This window comes from Aquimarina sp. EL_43 (genome assembly GCF_943422735.1).
Classification (GTDB): domain Bacteria; phylum Bacteroidota; class Bacteroidia; order Flavobacteriales; family Flavobacteriaceae; genus Aquimarina; species Aquimarina megaterium.
The window spans coordinates 102,522-128,581 of sequence record NZ_CALSBR010000001.1 but is presented as its reverse complement, the minus strand read 5'-3'; the positions used below and the strand labels follow the sequence as shown (position 1 = coordinate 128,581).

General features: G+C 32.6%; 22 protein-coding genes. 15 read left to right on the top strand and 7 right to left on the bottom strand.

Going from position 1 to position 26,060, the window contains the following annotated elements:
* Positions 1-27: 27 nt before the first annotated feature.
* From NNL09_RS00630 to NNL09_RS00615, 4 genes are all read right to left on the bottom strand, one after another.
* Positions 28-840, bottom strand: a complete 813-nt coding sequence (locus tag NNL09_RS00630) for a hypothetical protein (protein WP_025666656.1) — start codon at positions 838-840, stop codon at positions 28-30.
* A 108-nt stretch (positions 841-948) separates the two neighbouring features.
* Positions 949-1,101, bottom strand: a complete 153-nt coding sequence (locus tag NNL09_RS00625) for a hypothetical protein (RefSeq protein ID WP_025666657.1) — start codon at positions 1,099-1,101, stop codon at positions 949-951.
* Positions 1,102-1,166: 65 nt separating this feature from the next.
* Positions 1,167-2,705: a M56 family metallopeptidase gene (locus tag NNL09_RS00620; protein WP_196910613.1), complete on the bottom strand. Its 1,539-nt coding sequence runs from the start codon at positions 2,703-2,705 to the stop codon at positions 1,167-1,169.
* Positions 2,706-2,708: 3 nt separating this feature from the next.
* Positions 2,709-3,065: a BlaI/MecI/CopY family transcriptional regulator gene (locus NNL09_RS00615; protein WP_025666659.1), complete on the bottom strand. Its 357-nt coding sequence runs from the start codon at positions 3,063-3,065 to the stop codon at positions 2,709-2,711.
* A gap of 292 nt (positions 3,066-3,357) precedes the next feature.
* Here NNL09_RS00615 and NNL09_RS00610 point away from each other — a divergent pair, with 292 nt between their 5' ends.
* Positions 3,358-4,218: a M57 family metalloprotease gene (locus tag NNL09_RS00610; RefSeq protein WP_196910612.1), complete on the top strand. Its 861-nt coding sequence runs from the start codon at positions 3,358-3,360 to the stop codon at positions 4,216-4,218.
* A 103-nt stretch (positions 4,219-4,321) separates the two neighbouring features.
* Here the strand turns inward: NNL09_RS00610 and NNL09_RS00605 are convergent, their stop codons facing one another.
* Entirely contained in the window at positions 4,322-5,071 is a 750-nt protein-coding gene (locus NNL09_RS00605; protein WP_025666661.1) for a LytTR family DNA-binding domain-containing protein, read from the bottom strand.
* Positions 5,072-5,077: 6 nt separating this feature from the next.
* Positions 5,078-6,952, bottom strand: coding sequence for a histidine kinase (locus NNL09_RS00600; RefSeq protein ID WP_196910611.1), 1,875 nt, complete (start codon positions 6,950-6,952; stop codon positions 5,078-5,080).
* Between the two features lie 333 nt (positions 6,953-7,285).
* Here NNL09_RS00600 and NNL09_RS00595 point away from each other — a divergent pair, with 333 nt between their 5' ends.
* The 5 genes from NNL09_RS00595 (at position 7,286) to NNL09_RS00575 (ending at position 12,644) form a co-directional block, all read left to right on the top strand.
* Entirely contained in the window at positions 7,286-8,146 is an 861-nt protein-coding gene (locus tag NNL09_RS00595) for a M57 family metalloprotease (RefSeq protein ID WP_025666663.1), read from the top strand.
* Between the two features lie 149 nt (positions 8,147-8,295).
* The gene (locus NNL09_RS00590; protein WP_196910610.1) at positions 8,296-9,249 is read left to right on the top strand and encodes a calcium/sodium antiporter; all 954 of its coding nucleotides are present in this window, start codon (positions 8,296-8,298) and stop codon (positions 9,247-9,249) included.
* A 158-nt stretch (positions 9,250-9,407) separates the two neighbouring features.
* On the top strand, positions 9,408-10,811 hold the full coding sequence (locus NNL09_RS00585; RefSeq protein WP_025666665.1) for a S9 family peptidase: 1,404 nt from the start codon (positions 9,408-9,410) through the stop codon (positions 10,809-10,811).
* Positions 10,812-10,870: 59 nt separating this feature from the next.
* Positions 10,871-11,929, top strand: coding sequence for a sensor histidine kinase (locus tag NNL09_RS00580; protein ID WP_025666666.1), 1,059 nt, complete (start codon positions 10,871-10,873; stop codon positions 11,927-11,929).
* Positions 11,922-12,644, top strand: a complete 723-nt coding sequence (locus NNL09_RS00575; RefSeq protein WP_196910609.1) for a LytTR family DNA-binding domain-containing protein — start codon at positions 11,922-11,924, stop codon at positions 12,642-12,644. The genes NNL09_RS00580 and NNL09_RS00575 overlap by 8 nt, the downstream gene beginning before the upstream one ends.
* 95 nt (positions 12,645-12,739) lie before the next feature.
* On the opposite strand, the gene NNL09_RS00570 is transcribed toward NNL09_RS00575, so the two are convergent.
* The gene (locus tag NNL09_RS00570) at positions 12,740-13,765 is read right to left on the bottom strand and encodes a glutamine synthetase beta-grasp domain-containing protein (protein WP_025666668.1); all 1,026 of its coding nucleotides are present in this window, start codon (positions 13,763-13,765) and stop codon (positions 12,740-12,742) included.
* A gap of 218 nt (positions 13,766-13,983) precedes the next feature.
* Here NNL09_RS00570 and NNL09_RS00565 point away from each other — a divergent pair, with 218 nt between their 5' ends.
* From NNL09_RS00565 to NNL09_RS00525, 9 genes are all read left to right on the top strand, one after another.
* Positions 13,984-16,170 (top strand): glutamine synthetase III, encoded by a 2,187-nt coding sequence (locus NNL09_RS00565; RefSeq protein ID WP_025666669.1) that lies wholly within the window; start codon positions 13,984-13,986, stop codon positions 16,168-16,170.
* A 333-nt stretch (positions 16,171-16,503) separates the two neighbouring features.
* Positions 16,504-18,027, top strand: coding sequence for a hypothetical protein (locus NNL09_RS00560; protein ID WP_025666670.1), 1,524 nt, complete (start codon positions 16,504-16,506; stop codon positions 18,025-18,027).
* A gap of 432 nt (positions 18,028-18,459) precedes the next feature.
* Positions 18,460-19,983, top strand: coding sequence for a hypothetical protein (locus NNL09_RS00555; RefSeq protein WP_025666671.1), 1,524 nt, complete (start codon positions 18,460-18,462; stop codon positions 19,981-19,983).
* An 89-nt stretch (positions 19,984-20,072) separates the two neighbouring features.
* The gene (locus NNL09_RS00550) at positions 20,073-20,594 is read left to right on the top strand and encodes a hypothetical protein (protein WP_025666672.1); all 522 of its coding nucleotides are present in this window, start codon (positions 20,073-20,075) and stop codon (positions 20,592-20,594) included.
* Between the two features lie 18 nt (positions 20,595-20,612).
* Positions 20,613-21,341, top strand: coding sequence for a CsgE family curli-type amyloid fiber assembly protein (locus NNL09_RS00545; protein WP_025666673.1), 729 nt, complete (start codon positions 20,613-20,615; stop codon positions 21,339-21,341).
* 10 nt (positions 21,342-21,351) lie between these two features.
* Positions 21,352-21,756 (top strand): curli production assembly/transport component CsgF, encoded by a 405-nt coding sequence (locus tag NNL09_RS00540; RefSeq protein WP_025666674.1) that lies wholly within the window; start codon positions 21,352-21,354, stop codon positions 21,754-21,756.
* Between the two features lie 6 nt (positions 21,757-21,762).
* On the top strand, positions 21,763-23,247 hold the full coding sequence (locus tag NNL09_RS00535; RefSeq protein ID WP_196910608.1) for a CsgG/HfaB family protein: 1,485 nt from the start codon (positions 21,763-21,765) through the stop codon (positions 23,245-23,247).
* A gap of 3 nt (positions 23,248-23,250) precedes the next feature.
* The gene (locus tag NNL09_RS00530) at positions 23,251-24,738 is read left to right on the top strand and encodes a carboxypeptidase regulatory-like domain-containing protein (RefSeq protein ID WP_241459843.1); all 1,488 of its coding nucleotides are present in this window, start codon (positions 23,251-23,253) and stop codon (positions 24,736-24,738) included.
* 138 nt (positions 24,739-24,876) lie between these two features.
* Positions 24,877-26,055 (top strand): AIR synthase related protein, encoded by a 1,179-nt coding sequence (locus tag NNL09_RS00525; RefSeq protein WP_196910607.1) that lies wholly within the window; start codon positions 24,877-24,879, stop codon positions 26,053-26,055.
* The last annotated feature ends 5 nt before the right edge of the window (positions 26,056-26,060 follow it).

The following is a 26,060-nucleotide window of genomic DNA, read 5'->3' as shown; positions in this document are numbered from 1 at the left end:
AGGCTTATATTGTTTTTTATAAGAAATTTATTCTTTGGTAGTGGCTATAATAGCACCATCTTTGGCTTTGTCACCATAAATACTAATGGCAGTTTCTGGTTTAAGAAAATCTACTTCGGCTAACTTATCCGACTTTGCAAGCGTATCCAGAGTGTTAAAATCAGCTTCCTTTCCGTCAATAATAATTAGCTTTTCAATATCAGGATTGTCTACAAAATTATATCTTTTGGATTTAAAGTTTTGAAAATGCGGCATTTGCTGTCCGTTAAAAAAGAAGTTTCCATCCTCGTCTTCTTCAAAAGTAAAAGATTTCATGATTTGATCCTTTAGTTTTTGTGCATCAAAATGCCCTTTATAAAATAAAGAGTCATTCTCTTTATCAAAATCAAAAACGAAATTATGCTTCTTCATAATGCTATCCATATCAATTTGTATGTGACTAAAGCCCGACTGATTTTTCCAGGCGGCAATGTCAAACATACCAGAGTTTGAGATATACAAATTACCATCTTTATAACCCAATTCTATTTTAGAAATAGGTGTCTTAGAAGATGAAGAGTATTGACTTTTCGAATTTCCTTTTTTAAGAACAATACTTAGACTGGTAATCTCTTTTTTGTCATTAAATTCTATTTTTTTGATAAGCAATTCGATACCATTTTCTAAAAAGAATGCTTTTAAATCCTCTAATTCTTTTTCTGAGGTGTCTTTGTTTATTACCGCAGTTATTTCGTTAGGTTGAACGTTATCAATTATCAAATCCTTACTAGAATTTGTTGTAAATGCGGTTAAGGAGAGCATACCTAGCATGCTGATTCCCATAATGATCCATTTTTTCATACTACATATTTTTGGTTATTTATAGATGATATTACTTCTTCTTTAATTACGAAAAAGAGTTGCTAGTGTTGCAAAAAGAAGTATTTTTTTATGGATAAGACTATGGTGTTACCCCAAAGCTCTTTTGGTAACATATAGTCGCCATCCAAATATGAGAAGTTGTAATTTGGATGCTTTAGCAAGATCCAGGCGCTTTTTGGTAAAACTCGGTAGAATTACTTTATTAAGTTTGGCGATAAACGAAAAGAAATGTTTTTGCATGGTCAAAAATACAAAAAACTCACTTGAAGGAAGTGAGTTTTTTAAAGATTTATGTCTGGATTGAGTTAGTTCTTTTTGGTAGTAATTTCGATTACTCCATTTTTTGCTTTATCACCATATTTTTTAATAGCAGATTTTCCTTTAAGGACATTCATCATTTCTATGGTATCAGAATCTAATTTTTCCATTTCTTTTTTGGTCGTTTTTTTCCCATCTATATAAATTAATGGTTCACCGTCTCTATCACCAGTAATGTAAGCAAAGGTTTTGTTGTCATTGGTGTGTATCTCATAAATATCTTTTTGATCTCCATCGCTAAAAATGAACTCATTTTTCTTATCACCAGAATGGATTTTCATTGTTTTTCCTTTTTTGGTTTTACCATCCTTATCAACCACCCACACGTAATTTGAGCTATTTCCGGATTGTCCAATTTCGATTTTACCAGTTTCACTATTGTATATAATGGCAAAAGAATTAATTGGGGTGTCATTTGATATGGCGTAGTTGGTCGTTCCTTTTTTAGAGGATATGTCTACTTTAATGCTCGTAATTTCATTAGCATCATTTCGCTTAATACCAGAAAATTTAACTTCAAGGCTGTAGTCATTTTTTAGAGTGTTTTTGACTTTATTGAGATCTTCTTTTGAAGAGCTTTTGTCGACTATAAATTCAATAATCTTTTTTCCTCTTTCTTGAATGACAATATTTTCTGAAGCTTTTTGGTTTGTTTTTGTATCCTGTTTGATTCTAACAACTTCCCGGGTGTTAAAACTCCATAAAAATAGACTTAATAAGGGAAGAATAACAGTGATTTTCCATAATTTCTTACTTTGAGAACTTTGTTTGTTTAGCATAATAATTCGTTTTTTGATTAATGATTGATAAAAATTATTAGTAATGGTAGAGTAATTATTTGATGATACTTTTAGTAAAGTTAATTGATACTCTTTTCTAGATGTCATTTGGTTTATAGCTTCTCGATCGGCGATAAATTCTAGGTTCTGCTCCAGGTTTTTTTTGTATAACCAGGCAAAAGGATTTACCCATTGAAATATGAGAAGAAGGTTCACTAGTATTAAATCAAGAGTATGAAATTGCTGAACATGTATTTTTTCATGTTTTAGAATCATATCTAATTCTTCTCGAGAATGTAATACTGGATTGTATACGATCGTATTAAAAAAAGAAAAAGGAGCGATATCCTGAGTAACTTCAATAAAGTTGAAACCGTCTTTTTTTCTGCCTTGATGATGTGCTAGTAATTTCTTTAAGGATAACAGTTGCAGGCCAAAACGAGATAGAAATATAAGGGCTCCCAGGCCATAAAGTATAGATCCAATTAACCACCAGTTTATAGTTTCGGGAATTGCATTTTCTGAAGCAGATAGATGTGTTCCTGTTACATAAAAATCCGGATTTTCAATAAACTTAATAGTTGTAAATTCTATGAATGGTAATAGTATAGATGTGATGATACCAACCAATAGAAAATGCCTGTTTATTGTGAAAAAGGTGTCTTTTCTAAGTAGTAAAAAATAAACTCCGTAAAATGTCGAAAGTAAAATACTGGCTTTTAAAAGATAAATTAAGAAGGTTTCCATAGCTTATTTTTCTTTTTCTATTACTTTTAAAATCTCTCTTAACTCATCTGCAGTTATTTTCTCTTCTTTAGCAAAAAAGGAAACCATGTTTTTATACGAGTCGTTAAAATATTGTTTCATGGCTTTACTTACAAAATTGCTGCGATATTCTTCTTTTGTAATAATAGGGAAGTACTGATGTGTTTTCCCATATGCTTGATGACCTACATATTTTTTATCCTCAAGATTACGTATAATCGTGGATACGGTGTTGTAATGTACGGCATGATTTAATTCGGCCTGAACCTCTTTTGCGAAAGCTTTTTTTAGCTTCCATAATGCCTGCATGATTTCTTCTTCTTTATTAGTAAGTTTTTCCATAAGAGAGTATTAATAATGATCAAAAGTATAACTATAATTCTAGTTTTACAACTATTTTTATAGTTATTTAACTATTTACGTAGTTATTAAAGAAGAAAAGAGGTGATAATTTTACACTTATAGAGTATAGAAATGCTTTTTTGAAGCGACTTTTTTGTTTTGTGTAAACTACTGTATTACAGTAAGAAAAATGTGACTTATCATCAATTTGTTAATAAAAAAATTTTTCGTTATGTAAATGGAATGTTAAATTTATCACAATAAAATAACACAAACTTAACTTTTATTTAGAATGAGAAGAATCAAATCTTTAGTGATAGCCACTGCAATGGCTATTACACTAACGCTGGTGTCTTGCGATAAAGACCATGTTAATACTCCCGTTGAAGAATCCTCTTTGGTTGTTGAAAAAGATGTTTTAAACAAAATCACAACATTACATTTTAATCCTAACGGCATAGAAAAAGTAATGGTTAATGATATTGACGGCACTAAAAAAACAATGTATCGTATTGAAGATGATATCATGTTGTCAAAGTCTCAAATAATGGATATGGGGCTTCACGGTGGGATTCAAAATAAGCAGTATAGAACTAATAATTTGGTAACATCAACTAATGTTATTCGTGTAGTGGGGTATACGGGTAATAATCAATATGGATTAAGTTCTACTGCACGAACAGGTCTGCAGTATGCTGTTAATAATTACAATAATGAAAACCTTAGTATTAGGTTTATCGTATCTTTTGGAACAAACTGGGGACCTAATGATATCTTGGTGTATGTAGATAATAGCATAAATCCAGATCCAAACAGATCTGCAGGGATTGCAGGTTTTCCTAGTAATGGATATCCTTTTACAAGAGTTAGAATTAATAACGGAGCTAATTTAACACAAACAAATCAGCAACTAGAACATTTATTAGCGCACGAAATTGGGCACTGTATAGGATTTAGACATACAGATTGGGATACCAGAAAAACGTGTGGAGAAAATAGTAATGAAGGAGTAAGTAATGTTGGTCTTGTATATATTCCGGGAACAGCTGGTCCTGGTGGTGACCCAAATTCTATAATGAATGCTTGTTACCCTGCAAATACCGATGGAGAGTGGAGTAATCTGGATAGGGTAGCATTAAACTACCTTTACTAATTTGCCGGTCGAAAGTATATTTAGATATAGATAAAAGACTGCCTTTTGGTAGTCTTTTATTATTTTATAATAATACAGTACGATATAAATAACAGGAGTGTTTTTAGATGCGTTTAAGAAGTTCTCGTTTCTTATCTCTGGAGATAGATAATGTTTTTCCGTCACTCATTACAATATGCCCTCCATCATCATTACTTAATAATTTGAGGTAATGGATATTGATAAGATTAGATTTATGGATCCTGAAAAAGTTAGGTTGTGTTAGCTTTTCCTCAAAAAACTTAAGATTTTTTGATACTACCATCTGTGGTTGATTATTAAGAATTATAGAAGTGTAGTTGCCCTCTGCAATACAATACATAATATCTTCAATTTTGATAACATGTAACCCTCTGGCATCTGATAATGTGATCTGTGGAGATTCTCTTAAATTATACAGGTTTTTTAAGTTTTCTTCTACACTGCTCTTAGAAGCTGCTTCTTTACTTATATATTGAGTTACCTTGTTAACAGCTTCTTTTAGTTTTATTGGGTCTACTGGCTTTAAAAGATAATCAATAGCATCATACTTGTACCCTTTTAATGCATATTCATCATGCGCAGATATGAAAATTATTTTGAAATCCATAAGCTCATGACTAGGGATCATATCAAAAATAGTACTGTTTCCTAACTGAATGTCTAAAAACACAATATCGGGATTAAATTCTTTGAAGAGTTTTCTCATTGATGTTTTGTCCCACCCTTCGCCAATCACTTCTACTTCTGGGCAATAGTTTTGTAATAGAACTTTTAAGCTATTTCTTGCCATTTTTTCATCATCTATAATGACGCATTTAAGTGATGTACTCATAAACTATTAATTTATAATTGGTAGATTAACGGTAACCCTGGTGCCTCTTGATTTTTTATTATCATCCAACAAATCTGTAATTTTCATAGACGTTTTTTTATATCCTACCTTTCTAAGAAGCTTTATCCTTTCTGCTGTATTTCCTGATGCAATTGATAAATTGGTAGTGTTTTTTGATTTTTTATTTAATTTGGCAGATTTTTTTCTGCCAATACCATTATCCTCGATAATGCATTGTATACTATTTTTCTTTTTTTGAAATGAAAGCTTTAGTATTTTTTTATTTTTAGAACTTAACCCGTGTATAACAGCATTTTCGAGATGTGGTTGAATAATCATAGAAGGTATTTTAGGGTTAAGCTCTATTAAATTCTCATCAATTGTTAGGTTTAACTCAAATTGATCCTCAAATCGTTTGTTTTCTAGAGTTATATAGGTCTTGATAATCTCTAATTCTTCCTTAAAACTAATGTATAGACTATCTGAGTTAGATAGTATTTTTCGAATTAATTGAGAAAGTTCTCTCATATGTTCACTGGCTTCGAATTTATCTTTTTGAAGAATATAACTTTGCAATGTATTGAATGAGTTAAACAAGAAATGTGGATTCATTATTGATCGTAATGATTTTAATCTAACCAAACTTATTTCTTCGTTGAGTTGTGATATTTTTAACCTGCTTTTTTGATAAATAGTTAAAAAAAACAAGATGCATATTATAGTGATAACTCCCGAACTTAAGGCGAGAATTTTACTATTGTAAACTTGTTTATTTGTTTTTTGATTTTTCTTCTCCAAATTAGTAATTAGTTTGTTTTTTTCGGCTAGTATTTTATTATACTCTGATCGGGCAATCTCTTTTTTAAGATTATGTTCATTAAATTTTTGAAGATAGTTTTCTTTAGCTTTTAAGTATTGAATAGCCTTTTTTAATTCTCCTTTGATTTCATAAATTTCTGCCAAATCATTTAAACTCATTAGATTAGAAGGAGGATAGGCGTTCTCTGTATAACTTATAGATTTCTTGTAATAATCAATAGCCTTGTCTAGATGACCTAGCTTATAATTTAATTCTCCTACTGTGTTGAAGAAAAATGATCCAAACTGTTCTTTTTTACTATCTGTAATATTATTTAGATCAATATATTTATCAATAACTCTCGACGCTTCTTTTAGTTTATTCTGCTTGATATAACCATAAGCAACATTATTTGCAGCTATTTCCAGGGAATTGTCTCCCTTTGGATTTTTTTCAAGAATTCGTATGGCCTTATTAGAAAAATAAGCCATCGAATCAGGATTTGTTTTTTCGAATGTAGAAGAAATATTTAGAAGCGAAATAGCCATCCTGTGCTCTTCATTTGGTTTAATATACTTAAACGAAATCTTAAAATTTTCCCTGGCAAGCTCTGGTTCTAATAACTCATTGAATAGTGTTCCCTGATTAATTAGAATGTGCCATTTAAAAGGTTCTTTTTCAGTAGCGTTAGAAAGATCAATAGCTTTGTTGTAATATTCTAAAGCTTGCGAATATTGATCTTTTTTTTGCATTTGCCAGGCTAGCATAGCGCATACTTCTATACGACAATTAATATTGTCGTTATCTGTGCAATACTCTAATAAATCAAATAGCTTACCTGTGTCCGTATTTTTAGATTGATTATATGTGTAGAATCTTAATAATGATAGGTCATTTTTGATAATGCTATCTTTATGATTTAACTGCCTTGCCTGTTCTCGTTTTTGTTTAAGATTGATTAGAATTGAATCCTGAGCTCTTTTTTTTGGATCAATCACTGTTGTGTCTTTTGCATAAATTGATACAACAGAGAGCAATTCGAATAGAAAAAACAATACGATAATATACCTGTTTGTTGTCATATCTGTGATATATGGTAAGTAAAATTACGAAACTAATAAAGTTATACAGTATGTATTGCAATTTTGTTGTTTACAAAAAATGAATTGTGATTGGTGTAAATAAATCTATTATTAATGAAATAAGTTGTAGAGCATATCTTGTGAATACCAGATAAAACCACACATATTAAAGTGTTATTGCGCTTTTAACGTTAAAGAAATACGGGTTTGTTACTGTTTATTGTCAAAAAATAGCAGTTTATGTAAAGAAATCGACGGTTTGTGTATTATGATTAAGTTTTAAGAAAATTTAAGAATATATTGTTAAAGTTTTAACATAATAATACAAACTCAATGAAAAATTTTAAAACCCTTGCAGTAGTGTTCATTACTGCTACATTATCAGTTTTTACATCATGTGAAAAAGAATCTCCAGAAGTTGTGGCAGATCAATCTTCTCAAGAAATTTCAAAAGATGTGTTAAACAAAATAACAGAATTACATTTTAACCCTAATGGTGTCGAAAAAATTACTTTAAACGATATCGATGGAACCCAAAAAACCGCATATAAGATTGAAGATGATATTCTTTTTACCGAAGATCAACTAATGAATATGCAGCTTCATGGTGGTATTCAAAACAAACAATATAGAACAAACAATACAGTAACTGCCACTAATGTTATTCGTGTTGTTGGGTATACAGGAAATAATCAATTTGGGTTAAGTGCTACAGCACAAACAGGTCTTCGATATGCGGTTGACAATTATAATAATGAAAACCTTAGCATTAGATTCGAATTATCCTTCGGAACAAACTGGGGTGCTAGAGATATATTAGTGTATGTAGATAATAGTATAAACCCAGATCCAAACAGATCAGCAGGGATTGCAGGTTTTCCTAGTAACGGATACCCTTTTACAAGAGTAAGAATTAATAACGGAGCAAATTTAACACAAACAAATCAACAACTAGAACACTTATTAGCTCATGAAATTGGTCACTGTATAGGATTTAGACATACAGACTGGGATACCAGAAAAACATGTGGCGAAAATAGTAATGAAGGAGTAGGTAACGATGGTTTAGTGTTTATTCCAGGAACAGCAGGTCCGGGAGGAGATGCTAATTCTATAATGAACGCTTGTTATCCTGCAAATACCGACGGAGAATGGAGTAATTTGGATAGAGTAGCTCTTAATTTTCTGTATTAGAAAATTTAGCAAGAATAGTTGTAATACCCCTTAACTTACTTGCTAATATATAGAGTTATATTATCAAATAGCATCCTGAAATATGGATGCTATTTTTTTTTGAGAAAAGTTTCTATATAATAGTATCTTCGCAAACAAAATTAAAATTTATGGTTGCCAGTATATTGTACGTTATTATAGGGCTTATACTTCTTGTTGTGGGAGGAGAATTTTTGGTAAGATCCTCTGTTGCCTTGTCTTTTAGACTTAAATTGTCTCGTATGGTTATTGGGTTAACTGTAGTTTCTTTTGCTACCTCTGCTCCAGAATTATTAGTAAGCATTCAAGCGGCATTAGACGGATTGTCGGATATATCTTTAGGTAATGTGGTTGGGTCTAATATTGCTAATATCGGTTTGGTATTGGGTATTACTGCTATAATAGGTCCTTTGGCTATCGATAAGGATTTTTACAAATTCAATTGGCCGGTAATGGTATTGTTATCGTTTGTTTTATATCTCTTTTTAGAAAATGATGCAATTTTAACTCAGTTAGAAGGACTTTTGTTATTAATATCTTTAATTGTTTATCTGTTCCTCTTGATTCGAAGAGCTAGAAAATCTTCTGAAACTGCAACAGAAGAGGTCGATGATTCTCTTCAGAAAACATCTAATTTTAAAATTATAATTTGGCTATTTATAGGGGGGAGTGCATTATATTTTGGTTCAGAATTATTGGTGAGCGGGGCAGAAACCATTGCCAAAAAAATGGGCGTTAGTGAAGGTGTAATAGCAGTTACCCTTATTGCAATAGGGACTAGTGTACCAGAATTAGCTGCTTCTGTTATTGCAGCTCTTAAACAAGAGAAAGCAATTTCATTAGGAAATCTTATCGGATCCAACATTTTTAATATCGCTTCAGTATTAGGAATAACTTCATTAATTCAGCCTATCGCAGTAAAAGATGAAACACTAATGAATGTAAATATTTATTGGATGCTTGGTTTTGCTATGATTTTACTTCCATTGGCTTTTATACCTAAAAAAATGATCCTGGGACGCCCAAAAGGATTATTGATTTTTGCAGCATATTGCATTTTTATTGCAATGGTTTTTATAGAATAAACTACACATGTAGACAGAAGTTATATCTATTGAGAAAAGCAGATATATAATGATTTCATCATTACCATCTATCCTGCATATTTACCATTCGTCATAATTTGAACTATTATATATAGAGATTCATATATTTTTGATCATGAATCAAAAAGAAACTAATTATGATGTCATTGGTTAAATGGATAATTGGATTGTTACTAGCTTTTCTTTCTCAAATTATAAATGCGCAGGAGATTGTCGGGATTTGGAATGGAGCAATTAAGGTTCAGGGAACCGAACTTCCTGTCATTTTTAAAATTAAAAAAGAAGGCAATACCTATATATCTACTTTAAAAAGCCCAAAACAATCAGATCAAGAGCTTCCGGCAGAAAAAACAACATATGTAAATCAGAAGCTTACTATCGAGGTTAAAGCTTTTAAGGTTATGTATGAAGGAGTATTAGAAAATCATGAAGTAAAAGGGGTTTTTGATCAGGCAGGGAATAAATTTCCGTTAAACCTTAAAAAAGGGGATGTTGTTACTAAGGGTAGACCGCAAGACCCCAAAAAACCATATCCATATAAGTCAATCGATATTGTTTTTAAGAATACAGAAGCCAGTGGTATTAAGCTATCGGGAACGCTAACTTTGCCAAAAGATAAAAAAAAACCTCCAGTTGTTGTTTTAATTTCGGGATCCGGTCCACAGGACAGAAATGAAGAAATTAAGGCAGCTAATCATAGACCTTTTTTAGTGCTTTCAGACTTCTTAACTCGTCAGGGTATAGCCGTATTGCGATACGACGAAAGAGGTGTGGCAAAAAGTGAAGGTGTTTTTAAAGGAGCAACCTCTGTTGATTTTGCGTCTGATGTCGAAGCCGCAATTAAATTTCTTAAAACCAGAGATGATGTTGATGTAAATAAGATTGGCTTGGTAGGACATAGTGAAGGAGGTTTTATTGCTCCTATAGTGGCTTCTAAAAATAAAAAGGTAGCATTTGTTGTGCTTTTGGCAGGAACTGGCGTTGATGGGAAAGAAGTATTATTGTCACAAATGAAACTTGACGCCGAATTAAAAGGCGTTTCACCAAAAATAATAGAAATCAATAACAGGTTTACCGATATTGTATTAACATCAATTCAAAAAGAAAAGGATGTAGCTGTAATGAAGATGATGTCTAGAGAAAATATGACTGCATACCATAATACTTTAGATGATAGCATGAAAAAAGTATACTCTTTGGGGATGTTAGAGCAGCAACTTTTTGAGTTTATTAAAGATCCTTGGATGCGTTATTTTGTAAGAACAGATCCAAAGCAGTTTTTGTCGAAAGTAAAAACTCCTATATTAGCAATTAGCGGAAGTAAAGATTGCCAGGTGATACCTGATCTTAACTTAACAAGAATCGAGAGCATTCTGAAAAAATCTGGAAATAAGGATGTAACGATAAGTGAAATTGAAGGCTTAAATCATTTATTTCAGACAGCAAAGACTGGTTCAGAATCAGAGTATCCCAATATTGAAGAAACTTTTGCTCCAGAAGCAATGCAAATAATTAGTAAATGGATTCTGAAACGATTCTAATTTTTTAAAATTAGATAATCGATAGATATTTAGGTAATTATGATAAACGATATCACAATTTGAATACATTAAAGATTTCAAAAAAGAACTGGTTTTGGATTTTACAACTTTTAGGTTGGGGGATACCTGGTTGTCTTATTGTGTATACAAAGTTTAACTATGAAAAAACATTATCTCAAACCTATATTGTTTCAGAAGCAGTCTTATTTACTAGTGCAGGAATATTGTTTTCTTCGTTTTTATGGCTATTAATTAGAAATAAAATTTTCATAGAAACTATAAGTATTAAGATAGTCATTAGAATACTTTTGATCTACCTGTTAATGTGCTTGGCAATGACAATATTTGTAGAGGTTTTGGTTTATTTATTATATGTAAATATCGAAAATAAAGAGTTAGATAGATCTTTTAATGATTATATCCTCAATTTTATCAATATCTCTGTAATCTTATTTTTTTGGCTCATTCTTTATTTCTCAATCAATTCGATTCTAAGAGCTCAAAAAGGAAAAGTAGAAGGCCTGCAATTAAAGAGTATATTAAGGGAATCTCAACTCAACACACTTAAAGGTCAAATTAATCCTCATTTTATGTTCAATAGCCTTAATAATATTAGAGCATTAATGTTAGAAGATGTGAATAAATCACGAGAGATGATTACTAAGTTGTCAGAGTTGTTAAGGTATTCATTAAATAGTAATAAAGTAGATAAAATAACTCTTGGAGAAGAAATTGAGGTTGTTAATAATTATATCGAATTGTCAAAGATTCAATTAGAAAAACGATTGCGATATCATGAAGAAATCGAAGCAGGTATATTGGATATAAAAATTCCTCCTATGCTAATTCAGATGTTGGTAGAAAATGCTATAAAACATGGAATCTCTAATCAAATAGGGGGTGGAGTAGTATCTTTAAAAATAAGAACAGGAAATAATGACTTGCAAATCGAGGTGTATAATACGGGAATGCTAAAAGAAAGTAGATCTACTACAAAAATTGGGCTTCAGAATATTTCAGAAAGACTACGATTATTGTATGGTACGACCTCTTCCTTTGAATTGAAAGAAGAGGACCAAGAAGTAGTTGCCAGAATAAAAATACCGTTAGATGAGTAATACTGCTGTTATTGTCGAAGATTCGCGTTTAGCACGTAATGAATTAAAAGAGTTACTTAAAAAGTATCCTTTGGTAGAGATCATTGGTGAAGCCGAAAATGTGGATCAGGGATACGAGCTTATAACAAGTACAAATCCGGATATTTTATTCCTGGATATTAATATGCCAGAAAAAAATGGTTTTGATTTATTAGAAATGTTAGATCAAGTGCCTTTGGTTGTTTTTACAACTGCTTATGATGAGTATGCTATTAAGTCGTTTGAATATAATGCGTTTGATTATTTATTAAAACCAATTAATGAAGAAAGATTTTCTAAGACAATAGAAAAAATACAGAAAACTATTGAAGAAAAGAAAACCTCTGAGTCAAAAGAAAAATTGTCAGAAACCAGTCAGATTTTTATTAAAGAAGGAGAAAAATGTTGGTTAGTAACGATATCAGATATAAAACTGTTTGAAGTGGTCGGAAACTATACGAGAGTATACTTTGATCAAGAAGCTCCATTAATTTATAAATCTCTAAATCAAATAGAGCAAAAACTTCCTGTAAAGACCTTTTTTAGAGCCAGCAGACAGCAAATCATTAATCTCAACTTTATAGAAAAGGTTGTTCCGTGGTTTAATGGTAAGTTAAAAGTCACTATGGGTTCTGGTTTAGAAATAGAAATATCCAGAAGGCAATCCATAAAATTTAGAGAACAATTAGGATTGTAGTCTGTATAAACAATAAAAAAAACACCTTTAGAAAATTCCTAAAGGTGTTTTGGTGTTTAACCAACTTAGTTAGTTAAGTTACATACAATAAATTATTATGCCATTACAGATGCAACATCTGCAGTTTTAACCGTGGTTACAATTCTTGCGGCAATTTTATATGGATCACCATTAGATGCAGGTCTGCGATCTTCTAGCCAACCTTTCCATCCTTTTTCTACGGTGATAATAGGAATTCTTATAGATGCTCCTCTATCTGATACTCCATAAGAGAATTCGTGTATAGATTGTGTTTCGTGCTCACCGGTTAATCGTTGATCATTAAACTCGCCATATACAGCAATATGTTCTTTGGTAACAGGTCTAAATGCTTCACAAATAGTTTCATAAACTTCTTTAGAACCGCATGTTCTTAATACTTCGTTAGAAAAGTTTGCATGCATACCAGAACCATTCCAGTCTCCTTTAATAGGTTTTGGGTGATATTCAATATAATATCCATAATGTTCGGTAAGACGATCTAATAAATAACGAGCTACCCATATTTCATCTCCGGCTTTTTTAGCTCCTTTGGCAAATAATTGAAACTCCCATTGTCCACTCGCAACTTCTTGGTTAATTCCTTCAAAATTAAGTCCTGCAGCGATACATAGATCAGCATGTTCTTCAACAAAATCTCTTCCATGTGTGTTTCTACCTCCTACAGAGCAATAATACATACCTTGTGGACCAGGGTAACCACCAACAGGAAATCCTAGAGGTAATTGTGTTTTAGAATCCATAATAAAGTATTCTTGCTCAAAACCAAACCAAAAATCATTATCATCATCATCGATTGTTGCTCTTGCATTAGATTCGTGAGGAGTTCCATCAGAATTTAAAACTTCTGTCATTACCAGGTATCCATTTTTTCTTGCAGGATCAGGATATATAGCAACAGGTTTTAATAAACAGTCAGAAGAACCACCTTCTGCTTGTCTTGTAGAACTACCATCAAAAGACCACATAGGGCAATCTTCAAGCTTTCCGCTAAAATTTTCTTCAATTTTTGTTTTACTTCTTAAGTTAGCAGTTGGTTTGTAACCATCTAGCCAAATGTATTCTAATTTAGCTTTACTCATAATTAACACTTTATAAATTGAATTGTTATAAGGTTCAAAATTAATTTTTATTTTGGTATTACCAAAAAAATAGGGGGTGTATAATCATATTTGTAATAAGTTTTATTAATACCCTGTTTTTTTAGGGGGTATTTTAAATAATTATTAATTTTGAAAGAAAATATTTTTTATATTATCAATAGAAACTTCTTTTATCTTTGTATAAAACTCACTTAATTATGTCAACACTCAGATTTCAAGCTCTAAAAGAGACCTTACATCGTAAACCTGTTATAGTTACAGAAACAGAACGTCGATCCGTATTATTTGGTAACAATGTATTTAATCAAACAACCATGCTTCAGTATCTTACCAAAGATGCTTATAGTAGTGTAATGGATGCCATAGAACATGGTTCTAAGATTGATCGCAAGATTGCTGATCAAATTTCATCTGCGATGAAAGAATGGGCACTTTCTAAAGGTGTAACACATTATACACATTGGTTTCAGCCATTAACAGGAGCAACAGCAGAAAAACATGACGCATTTTTTGAAACCATAGGTAATGGACAGTCAATCGAAAAATTTGGAGGAGGACAACTGGTACAACAGGAGCCAGACGCATCTTCTTTTCCTAATGGAGGGATTCGTAATACCTTTGAAGCTAGAGGATATACTGCATGGGATCCTACTTCTCCTGCTTTTATTTATGGGACTACATTATGTATTCCTACCGTTTTTGTCGCCTATACAGGGGAGGCTCTTGATTATAAAACGCCATTGTTAAGAGCTTTACAGGCTGTCGATAATGCAGCAACAGCGGTTGCCAAGTATTTTGACAAGAATGTTAAAAAAGTGAATGCATCTTTAGGTTGGGAACAAGAGTATTTTTTGATTGATAGTGCATTGGCATATTCCAGACCAGATATAGTAATGACTGGTAGAACACTTCTTGGTCATTCTGCAGCAAAAGGACAACAACTAGATGATCACTATTTCGGAAGCATTCCTACGAGAGCTTTGGATTATATGAGGGATTTAGAAACAGAATGTATGCTGTTGGGTATTCCGGTAAAAACACGTCATAATGAAGTAGCTCCTAATCAATTTGAGCTGGCTCCTATATTTGAAGAAACAAATCTTGCCGTAGATCACAACTCCTTACTTATGGATGTTATGGATAAAGTAGCTGCAAGACATCACCTAACTGTACTTTTGCACGAGAAACCTTTTGCAGGTGTAAATGGATCAGGAAAACATAATAACTGGTCTTTGGCAACAAATACTGGTGTAAATTTATTAGGTCCGGGAAAAACACCAATGAGTAATCTTCAATTTTTAACATTTTTCATTAATACTATTAAAGCTATTAATGAAAATGAAGAATTAATGAGAGCAGGGATTGCTTCGGCTAGTAATGATCACCGTCTAGGGGCTAATGAAGCACCACCAGCTATTATGTCTGTATTTATAGGAGAACAATTAACAGCTGTACTTAAAGAATTGGAAGGAGTTACTAATGGAAAATTATCTCCACAAGAAAAAACAGATCTTAAATTAAATGTAGTAGGAAAAATACCAGAGATTTTATTAGACAATACAGATCGTAATAGAACTTCTCCTTTTGCTTTTACAGGAAATAAATTTGAATTTAGAGCCGTAGGATCTAAAGCAAACTGTGCAAACCCAATGACAATTCTTAATACTATCGTAGCAAAACAGCTGGTAGATTTTAAGAAAGAAGTTGACGCATTGATTGATAAAAAAGGACTCAAAAAAGATGAGGCAATATTTAATGTGCTAAGAGAGTATATAAAGCAGTCCAAAAATATTCTTTTTGAAGGAAACGGATATGGCGAGGAATGGGAAAAAGAAGCTAAGAAGAGAGGGTTAAGTAATAATAAAACTACTCCCGAAGCGCTAAAAGCTAAGGTTTCTAAGAAAAACCTAGAGCTTTTTGAGAAAATGGGGGTAATGAATAAGATTGAAGCCGAAGCTCGTTATGAAATTGAAGTAGAAGAATATGTATTAAGAATTCAAATAGAGGGTAGGGTGCTTGGAGATATTGCTCGAAACCATGTGATTCCGACCGCTATACGATATCAAAATATGTTAATCAATAATGTATCTGGATTAAAAGAACTATATGGTAAAGATTTCAAGAAATATGCTAAGGAGCAGATGGAAATCATAGAAGAGATTTCGGGACATATTGGTAAGATCAATACTAAGGTTAATGAAATGACCGAAGCACGTAAAAAGGCAAATAAACTTGAAGATCTAGAGAAAAAAGCTTCAAGTTATTGTGATAAAGTAAAACCTATGTTTGATGAAATTAGATATAGTTGCGATAAATTAGAGTTGCTTGTAGATGATGAACTATGGCCGTTAACAAAATATAGAGAACTGCTCTTTACAAGATAGGTAAGAATTGTCTCACAAGTATTGTTCTTGATGATTAGTTAACTAAAAATTAACAATTTTAAGAACTCTTTAAAAACCATAGAAATATATATTTCTATGGTTTTTCCGTATGCATTTCATCGAATGTAAAGCAAGTGTGTTATAAATAGACTTAATATTTTCTTAAATTTGAATACTATCATAATGATTGTAACTCATTTTGATACTACCTCCCTAACCCCAAGCACATATTTTCATGTTAGTCAAAATGGAGATTAGATTTTTCTAATATTCCTTTATCGTGCAATAGTTTTTATATAAAAATCATATTAACCACTTAAATTTATATTATACATGAAAAAAACAGTTTTTAGCTTGGTAGCTTTATTAGGTACCACGGCAATGATCGCACAATCGAACAATAGTTCTGTTACGCAGACAGGAGAAAAAAATTTTACTAATGTTACTCAAATAGGGGTTTCTAATTCTTCTTTAACTATTCAAAATGGGATAAGCAATAATGCAGAAACTATACAAGGGAGTAAGGAGTTTAACTCTAGTAACGGGGTTGTAAAACAAATTCAAACAGGAAATAGGAACTCTGCCTATGCCCAACATGAAGAAAAGAATAATCGAGTAAACCAGGTACAAATAGGTAATCGTAACTCGTCAAATACTAAACAAAATTTAAAATATGAAGGGGGGAATAATATAGCAAGACAACGTCAAAAAGGAAATAAGAATGATGCTATAATATCTCAGGAAGGAGTATCTAATTCTGCGTTTCAGGTGCAAATAGGTAAAAGTAATTCTGCTTCTTCGGTGCAATTAGGAAGCAATGACCTTAGTAGGCTTATGCAGGTAGGGAACTTTAATACCGCCTCGGTTTTTCAAGAGGGTGACAAAAATAATTCTTTACAAAGGCAAGCCGGAAATTCTAATATGGTTAAGGCTGAACAATTGGGTAATGGTAATCTTATACGCCAAATCCAACGAGGAGATGGAAATACAGGGACTTCTATGCAAGGAAGTAGTCTTTTTGATTCTAGAGAAGGTAGAATTGAGCAAGTGCAATATGGAAATGAGAATTCAGCTTTTGCAAATCATGAAGAAGATGAAAATACTATTCTTCAAGGGCAGGGGGGAGATGGAAATAATGCCAGGGCTGAGCAAAATTTAACTCGTTTTGGAGGTAAGAATTTTGCAATGCAAATACAGAATGGTTATGGTAATTCGGCTATAGCAGCACAAGATGGAAATGAAAATCGTCTAAACCAGTCACAATCCGGTAACGGAAATAGAGTCTCGGCAACGCAATTTGGGGGAAATAATGTGCTTTTTCAAAACCAAACAGGAGTAGATAATGAAGCAATTTCTAAACAAGGAGGATTTTTATTTGCCTCTAGAGGTGGGATGGTAAATCAATTTCAGTATGGTAATAGTAACAAAGCATTCGCTCAGCAAGAGGAAGATAAAAATTCAGTACTACAAGCTCAGGTTGGAAACAGGAATAGTGCTTCTGCAACTCAAAATATTCTATTTTTTGGTGGAAAAAATACTGTTAAACAGGCTCAAGTTGGAAATGGAAATATTGTTGAAGCTTATCAGGAAGGAAACTCGGATTTGAATTTAGTAGGAGAGAATAATCTAATTAATCAAATTCAAATTGGAAGTCAAAATAAAGTTACTTCATCTCAAAATGGAATAAATAATGTAAACGATATTTTACAGTCTGGAAACATGAATATAGCAGAGGATACTCAATTTGGTATAGGTAATGATATATCACTGAATCAGGTAGGAAATATGCATATGAGCACAATTCTTCAGACAGGAACTAATAATACTACTAATGTGACTCAAGGAGGGGCTAATTAGGTAAGGAGGTGATTACTTCTTTACTTGGTTTTTAAACTTGAAAAGGTAATCAAATCTTTTTGCCTTAGAAATGGTGTTGGTTTTTATAAACAAGTAAGAATTAACCTACGATTTGTTTTTCAATGAAATTTTAGCAAAAAAATCATATTTGATAAACCCTTTAAAAACCATAGAAATTCAAATTTCTATGGTTTTTTTTGCATGTATTTCGTCGAATAGTTGGGAAATTGATAATAATAGCTTTAATATTTTCCTAAATTTGATAATGTCAAAATGGTCGTCATACTTTTGATTATACCCCCCCAGGTCCCAAAATATATTTGTTTTTATTGAATAATAATGGAGATTAGATTTTTCTGATCTTTATTGTTCTTGTGCTGTAAAATTTTAAGGAGAGTAACTCAATTTAATCACTTTTAATATATATTACGTATGAAAAAATTAATTTTTAGCCTAGCAGCTTTATTAAGTGCTACGGCAATGATCGCACAGTCAAACAACAGTAATGTTACTCAAACCGGGGATGATAATATCGCTAATATTTCTCAGGTAGGGGCAACTAATTCTTCTTTAACAACTCAAGAAGGAAAGGCTAACAATGCAGAAGCTATTCAAGGTACTGCTGCATTTAATTCAACTAATGGAGTTGTAGAACAATCTCAAACCGGAGATAAGAATTCGGCTTTTGCTCATCATGAAGAAGCTGATAATCAAGTGTATCAAGTACAAGTAGGTAATGGTAATTCTGCTAGAGCTACTCAAAACTTAGCATTTGAAGGGGGCGGCAATGTAGCTAATCAACTTCAGGAAGGAGATAGAAACGAAGCAACAATATCTCAGGAAGGATTAACCAATACTGCTATTCAGGTTCAATTTGGAGATGGTAACTCTGGATCTTCAAGCCAAGAAGGGATAGATAATTTTAGTGAACTTAATCAAGAAGGAAACTTTAACACAGCATCTATTACACAAGTAGGGCAGAACAATCTTTCTTCACAATCACAAATAGGAGATGCTAATATTGCTACTGCGGGACAGTGGGGTAATAATAACTCTGTGAGCCAAGACCAAGAAGGTGGAGGTAACACTGCAAATTCTGTACAAGGTAGTACTCTTTTTGATTCTAGAGGAGGAAGAGTAGAGCAAGTACAAGCAGGTGATGAAAATAATGCATTTGCGAATCATGAAGAAGATAATAATACAATTCTTCAAAGCCAGACAGGAGACTCTAATGATGCAAGTGCAGAACAAAATTTAGGATCTTTTGGAGGAGATAACTTGGCTACTCAAGTACAGGAAGGTAATAGTAATGCAGCTACAGCGTCTCAAAACGGAAGTACTAATATTTCTGATCAATCACAATCTGGTGATGAGAATGTTGCTTCTACAACACAATCAGGAACAAATAATACAGCTATCCAAAGTCAGACAGGAGTTGGTAACAATGCGACTTCTGTACAAGGAGGAGCGTTCTTTACTTCTAGAGGTGGTCTTGTAGATCAATTTCAATCTGGTAATGGTAACGAAGCTTTTGCAAGACACGAAGAAGATAATAATGTTGTAGTACAAACTCAGTTAGGAGATAGAAACAACGCTTCTGCTACTCAGAACCTTATAAACTTTGGAGGAGAAAATACTACAAGACAACTTCAACTAGGTAATGGTAACGTTGCTGAAGCTTCTCAAGAAGGAAGTTCAGATTTAAATTTAGCTGGAGAAAATAACCTTGTTAGCCAAATTCAGTTTGGTGATGAAAATAGAGCTACTTCAACTCAAAATGGAGCAAGCAATACAAGTGATATTTTCCAATTTGGAAATATGAATGTCGCTACAGATACTCAGGTAGGAACAGGTAACAATACTTTTGTAACTCAGATAGGAGATATGAACACTAGTGTGATCCTTCAAACAGGAGTAAACAATGGTGCTACTGTAACTCAAAATGGTTCGAATTAATTAAATTCGAATAAACTTTAATTTCTTTATAAGAGTTATGCTCAATTTGAGCATAACTCTTATCTTGATTTTTTTAAATTCTGAAAAAGATGAACAAAACCATTCTTATACAGACATTGGTGTTTTTTATTTTCTTTACTTTTTCTAATGGGTATGCTCAAAATTTAAAAGGTGAAAGCGAGCTTTCTGTTACTGATCAAGATAAGTTTATTACCCTGTCTCAGGTTAATAATGTGTTATCTACAGGAGCAGAATCGTCACCTCTTTCTAATGGAGTAAATGCAGTTTTTATTCAGCAAATAGGAACAAGTAATGCTGTGCTTTCTACTATTATTGCAGAATCTTCAGATATTAAAATACTTCAGAAAGGGGATCAAAATCTAGTAGAGATAAATGAATCTGCCAGAGAAATAGAGAAATCAATTATACAAACAGGAAATAATAATTCTGTGACTGATTTTTCTTTTAATCCTGATATATCAACTAATTTAGAACTTATACAAGAAGGTAATAACTTGATTTTTGAACGATTTGGTAGTAATGAACTGTCAAAGAATTTGAAATTTAAAATGTCTGGCGATGCCAGAACTATAATTGTTAGAAGTTTTTAATAATATACATATAAGAGTATGAAGTGTAAACTTATCATACTTGCGACTTTGTGTTTTCAGGTTTCAATTGCACAGTTCACAAATACCGATGTAGTTGCAAAAGTTAAAACAGTAACTATAGATGATATGATTTCTGTGGTTGCTACTGCTACTAATACTACAGAAGTATACAAAAGTTTGCAATACACTATTACTGTTTTTCGAACAGATGCAAATAACAATGTATCTAAAAATAATCAGGAAGGAAGATTTACGCTAGAAGCAAACGAAAGTAAAGAACTCTCAAGAGGGGCAATTAGTGTAGATGAGAGTGATAAAATAGTATTACTTTTATTGATCTATGAAGAAGATAAGATTATAGGTAAAGATAGACTTGGTTTTAATGAAGAAGCTAATCAGAAGCCTAATTCAACAGAAGATGATATCTCCTCTGATGATGGAGTTGAATTAAAAGGAATAGTAATAGAAGAGACTAAGACCAAACCAGGAAGAGATTTCTATGAATTTTTCTATGCCTCCTATACATTAAACCAAATAAATGGTAATAAAGTAGTTGGGGTATATGAAAAATTAAGCTTTGGCCGTAGCACTATTATTCAAGTAAAAATAGAGGATAATGTCATTCATGAATTTATAGGAAAACCAGATTTGGAATATTTAGAACAAATGTCGAAAATTGCAATTCGAAAAGTGTATAAATATTTTAAGGATCTAAAAAAACAGAAGAACGATATTTTTCAGTATTAAAACAGTTAAGATGAAATCAATTTTAATAACGCTTTTTCTTGTTTTCTCGATATGTAGCTTTTCTTTTGGACAAGATTTGGTGTATAAGCCTGTAAATCCTGCTTTTGGAGGAGATACCTTTAATTATCAGTGGCTCCTTAGCTCTGCCGAAGCTCAGAATAAATTTACAGACCCTACCGATTCAAGAGATCAAAGGTCTGATGTAGAAAGATTTACAGAGAATCTAAATAACCAGTTATTAAGTCAGATATCAAGAACACTATTTACCGAACAATTTGGAGAAGGAGGTCTTACCGAAGGAACGTATAATTTTGGATCATTATTCATAGAAATCTTTCCTTCTGGAGAAGGGTTGGTAATCAATATTTTAGATACAAGCACCGGAGATCAGTCCCAAGTAATAATTCCTAATTAATTTTTAATGTATCATAAGTTTTATAAAGTAATCGCGGTAATTTCTTGCGTATTTTTATTACACGGATGTGGGACGTATTTTAATCAACCTATAACTATCGAAAATGCCAGAATAGGAGAAGATACAGAAGTTACAAAAACATTAAGGGATTTTCCGTCACCGGTAGAACCTGTTGTTGTTGGGGTGTATAAATTTAGAGATCAAACAGGGCAATATAAACCCACAGAAAATGGAAGCACTTTTAGTACAGCCGTTACTCAGGGAGCAACAACAATTTTGATCAAAGCACTCGAAGATTCTAAGTGGTTTGTGCCTATCGAAAGAGAAAATCTAAGCAACTTACTCAATGAACGTAATATTATACGTTCTACAAGAAAAGAATATAGAAAAACCAAAAACACCAACGAGCCACAATTACCACCATTACTATATGCAGGGATTATCCTCGAAGGAGGGATTGTATCTTATGATTCTAATATCATCACAGGTGGATTGGGAGCAAGGTATTTTGGTGTAGGGGCTTCTACTCAATATAGACAAGATAGAATTACAATTTATTTAAGAGCCGTTTCTACTTCGAGTGGTAAAATCTTAAAAACAGTGTATGTGTCTAAAACTATTTTGTCACAAGCACTAGATGCAAATTTCTTTAGATATATAAAGTTTAAAAGATTGCTCGAGGCTGAAACTGGTTTTACTAAGAATGAACCTGCTCAAATGGCAGTATCAGAAGCAATAGAGAAAGCCGTAGAATCTCTAATTGTAGAAGGAATCGAAGATAAGTTGTGGGCTGTTAAAGCAGAACCAGAAGTTGTAAATACATTGATAGAAAATTACAAAGCAGAAAAATATGAAGCACAAAATACGGCATTGTACGATCGGTATTTTAAAGAAAGAAGAACTAAGCTTTCTGCATTTTTAAAAGGAGGAACCGCTTTAGTGAGTGGAGATTATAATAATCCAGAGCTTACCTACTCTGCAAAGATTGGTGCGAGATGGTATTTTAACCCATATCTTAATGTTAATGGAAGTATTAATAAATTTGAACTCACTAATCAAAACGCATTTTCTAAAGGATTTAACGCTTTTGATCTTAATACAGAGTTAAGCCTTTTGCCCTTTGATAGGTTGTCACCCTTTTTATTTGGAGGAGTAGGAATTGTGAATGATGATGATTTTGATACTACATTGTTTAAGTTTCAATATGGAGGTGGTGTAGAATATTTAATTTCTGATAAAATAGGTATTTCTGTTGGAGCTACTCATAATCTGATTCTTAGTGACGAATTGGATGGTGTAGTTCAGGGAAAACGAGATGATCAATATTTTAATTTTTCTTTTGGACTTAATTGGTATTTTGGAAACCCTGCAAAGGCGAGTAAAAAATCAAGATTACAGAAACAAGAGAAAAATGTAGAATTACGTGAGCTAAGAAAAAGAAATAGAAGAATTAGAAAAGAAGGTATAATCCGAGAGGATAAAAACGAATAGGTTGTGAGAAAAATTATCATAAGAATAATAAGTGTTTTTGTAATTTTGGCTACGGCTTCTTGTAGTGAGGATACTATTGATTCAGAAGGTTTAGGATCTGTTAAAGGGAAAGTAGTTAAAAAAGGAACTAACGAACCTTTAGAGAATGTGAAAATATCAACAAATCCTGCTTCAAGTACTGTTTTTACAGATAAAGATGGTGTCTATCATTTAAAGAATGTGCCTTCAGGAGATTATTCTCTTTCGGGTCAACGAGAGGGACTATTAGCAGTTTTTGAAGCAATTACAGTATTAGCAGATAAAGAACTTGAAATAGTTCTTGAAATGGATATTGCAACAGCTACCAATCGCCCACCAGAAGCTGCAACTTTAGTGACACCAGTAGATAATGCTGTCGATCAGCCATTAGAAGTTAAATTGGTGTGGAGTGCCAAGGATCCTGATAAAGATAAACTTACTTACAAGGTAAGTTTAAGGAACGAAGAAAATTCTAATGTAGAAGTTTTTGAAAATATTGCAGATACAACATATACCGTATCTGGACTTTCTTTTGCTACCAAATATTTTTGGCAAGTAAGCTCTAGTGATGATATTAATGATCCGGTTAATAGTACAACTTTTGCCTTTACGACTGCGGGACCACCAAACAATAGAATTGTGTATACAAAACTAGTTGGCGGCAACAGTGTTATTTATTCTGCAGATGAGAGTGGGGGAACAGAAATAGCGCTTACTTCGGTATCAAAAAATAGTTTTAGACCTAGAAGAAATGCTACTACTAAGAAAATTGCTTTTTTACAATCGGTTGGTTCACAAACTCATTTATTTATAATGAACCAAGATGGTTCGCAAATAAAACAAATTACTTCTACAGTTGGAGTTTCTGGATTTAACCTTGAAGAAGTAGATTTTTCATGGGATGCCAATGGAGCAAAATTGTTATTTCCTAATCAGAATAAATTGTATTCTATTAATATAGATGGAAGCGGCTTGAGTTTAATATATCAAACCACTGGTGACTTGATTACCGAAGTAGATAAAAATGAAAGTACAGGTATAACGGCCATAAAAACGAATAATTTAGATGGATACGGAGTGCAAATTTTTACAATTGATGGTGCTGGAGCAGTCCAAAATACAGTTCTTACAGGTCAAAATGGTGCTGCGGGTAGTATCAATTTGTCTGTAGACGGTACCAAATTGTTGTATAGTCGAGATATGTCTGGGGCAGAAAATCCAAATTATCGTCAATTAGATTCTCGTGTGTTTACCTATGATTTTGGTACAATGGTAAGTACAGATCTGTCTACAGATAAAACAGCAGGGACTAATGACCTGGATGCCAGATTTTCGCCAAATGAAGCTAGTATCATTTTTGTAAACACTTCGAATGATGGGATTTCTGAAAAAAATATTTTAACCGTGCCCATAGCTGATTTAGATGGAAGAACTACAATATTACAAAAAGCAGCAATGCCCGATTGGGAATAGCATTATTTTTGATTTTTGACTTGCGAATTATGATGCCTGTATAATGTTAAGCTTAGTAATTTAGACTTTATAATTCGTACATCGTAATTCGCAATTCGTAATTAATTAAATTATCTTTGCGCTTTAATTTTCAATATAATGAGTCAAGAAGTAAGTAAACGTTATGCGCAACGTGGTGTTTCTGCGTCTAAAGAAGATGTACATAGTGCGATTAAAAACATTGATAAAGGACTTTTTCCAAAAGCGTTTTGCAAAATTGTACCAGATCATTTAACCGGTGATCGAGAGTATTGTTTGATCATGCATGCCGATGGGGCAGGAACCAAATCTTCTCTGGCATATATGTATTGGAAAGAAACAGGTGATGTTTCTGTATGGAAAGGAATTGCCCAGGATGCATTAATCATGAATATCGATGATTTATTATGTGTGGGAGCAACCGATAATATAATGTTGTCTTCTACTATCGGAAGAAATAAAAACCTGATTCCGGGTGAAGTGATATCTGCAATCATTAACGGAACCGAAGAGTTACTTAAAGAACTTAAAGATTTTGGAGTTGAAATTCATTCTACAGGTGGAGAAACTGCTGATGTTGGGGATCTGGTACGAACAATTATTGTAGACTCTACAGTAACTGCTCGTATGAAACGTAAAGATGTAATTGATAATGCAAATATAAAAGCAGGTGATGTAATTGTAGGATTGGCTTCTTTTGGACAAGCAAGCTATGAAAAAGAATATAATGGTGGTATGGGAAGCAATGGTTTAACATCTGCCCGCCATGATGTGTTTAGTAAGACGCTGGCAGAAAAATATCCAGAAAGCTTTGACCCTTCTGTACCTTCAGATTTAGTATACTCGGGTAAGACAAGTTTAACCGATGCTGTGAAAGATGCACCTATCGATGCTGGTAAATTAGTATTGTCACCTACCAGAACATATGCTCCGATTATCAAAAAAATCTTAGCAAACTTTGATAAAGAAACCATTCACGGGATGGTACATTGCAGTGGTGGTGCTCAAACCAAGATTCTGCATTTTATAGATAATTTACATGTCGTAAAAGATAACCTATTCGATGTACCTCCATTATTTAAATTGATTCAGGAAAACTCTGGAACAGATTGGAAAGAAATGTATCAAGTATTTAATATGGGACATCGTATGGAGTTATATGTTGCTCCAGAAGTAGCAGAAGAAATCATATCAATTTCAAAAAGTTTTAACGTAGATGCCCAAATAGTTGGTCGTGTCGAGGCTTCTGAAGAGAAGAAACTTACCATCAAAAGTGAGTTTGGAACTTATGTTTACTAAATTTT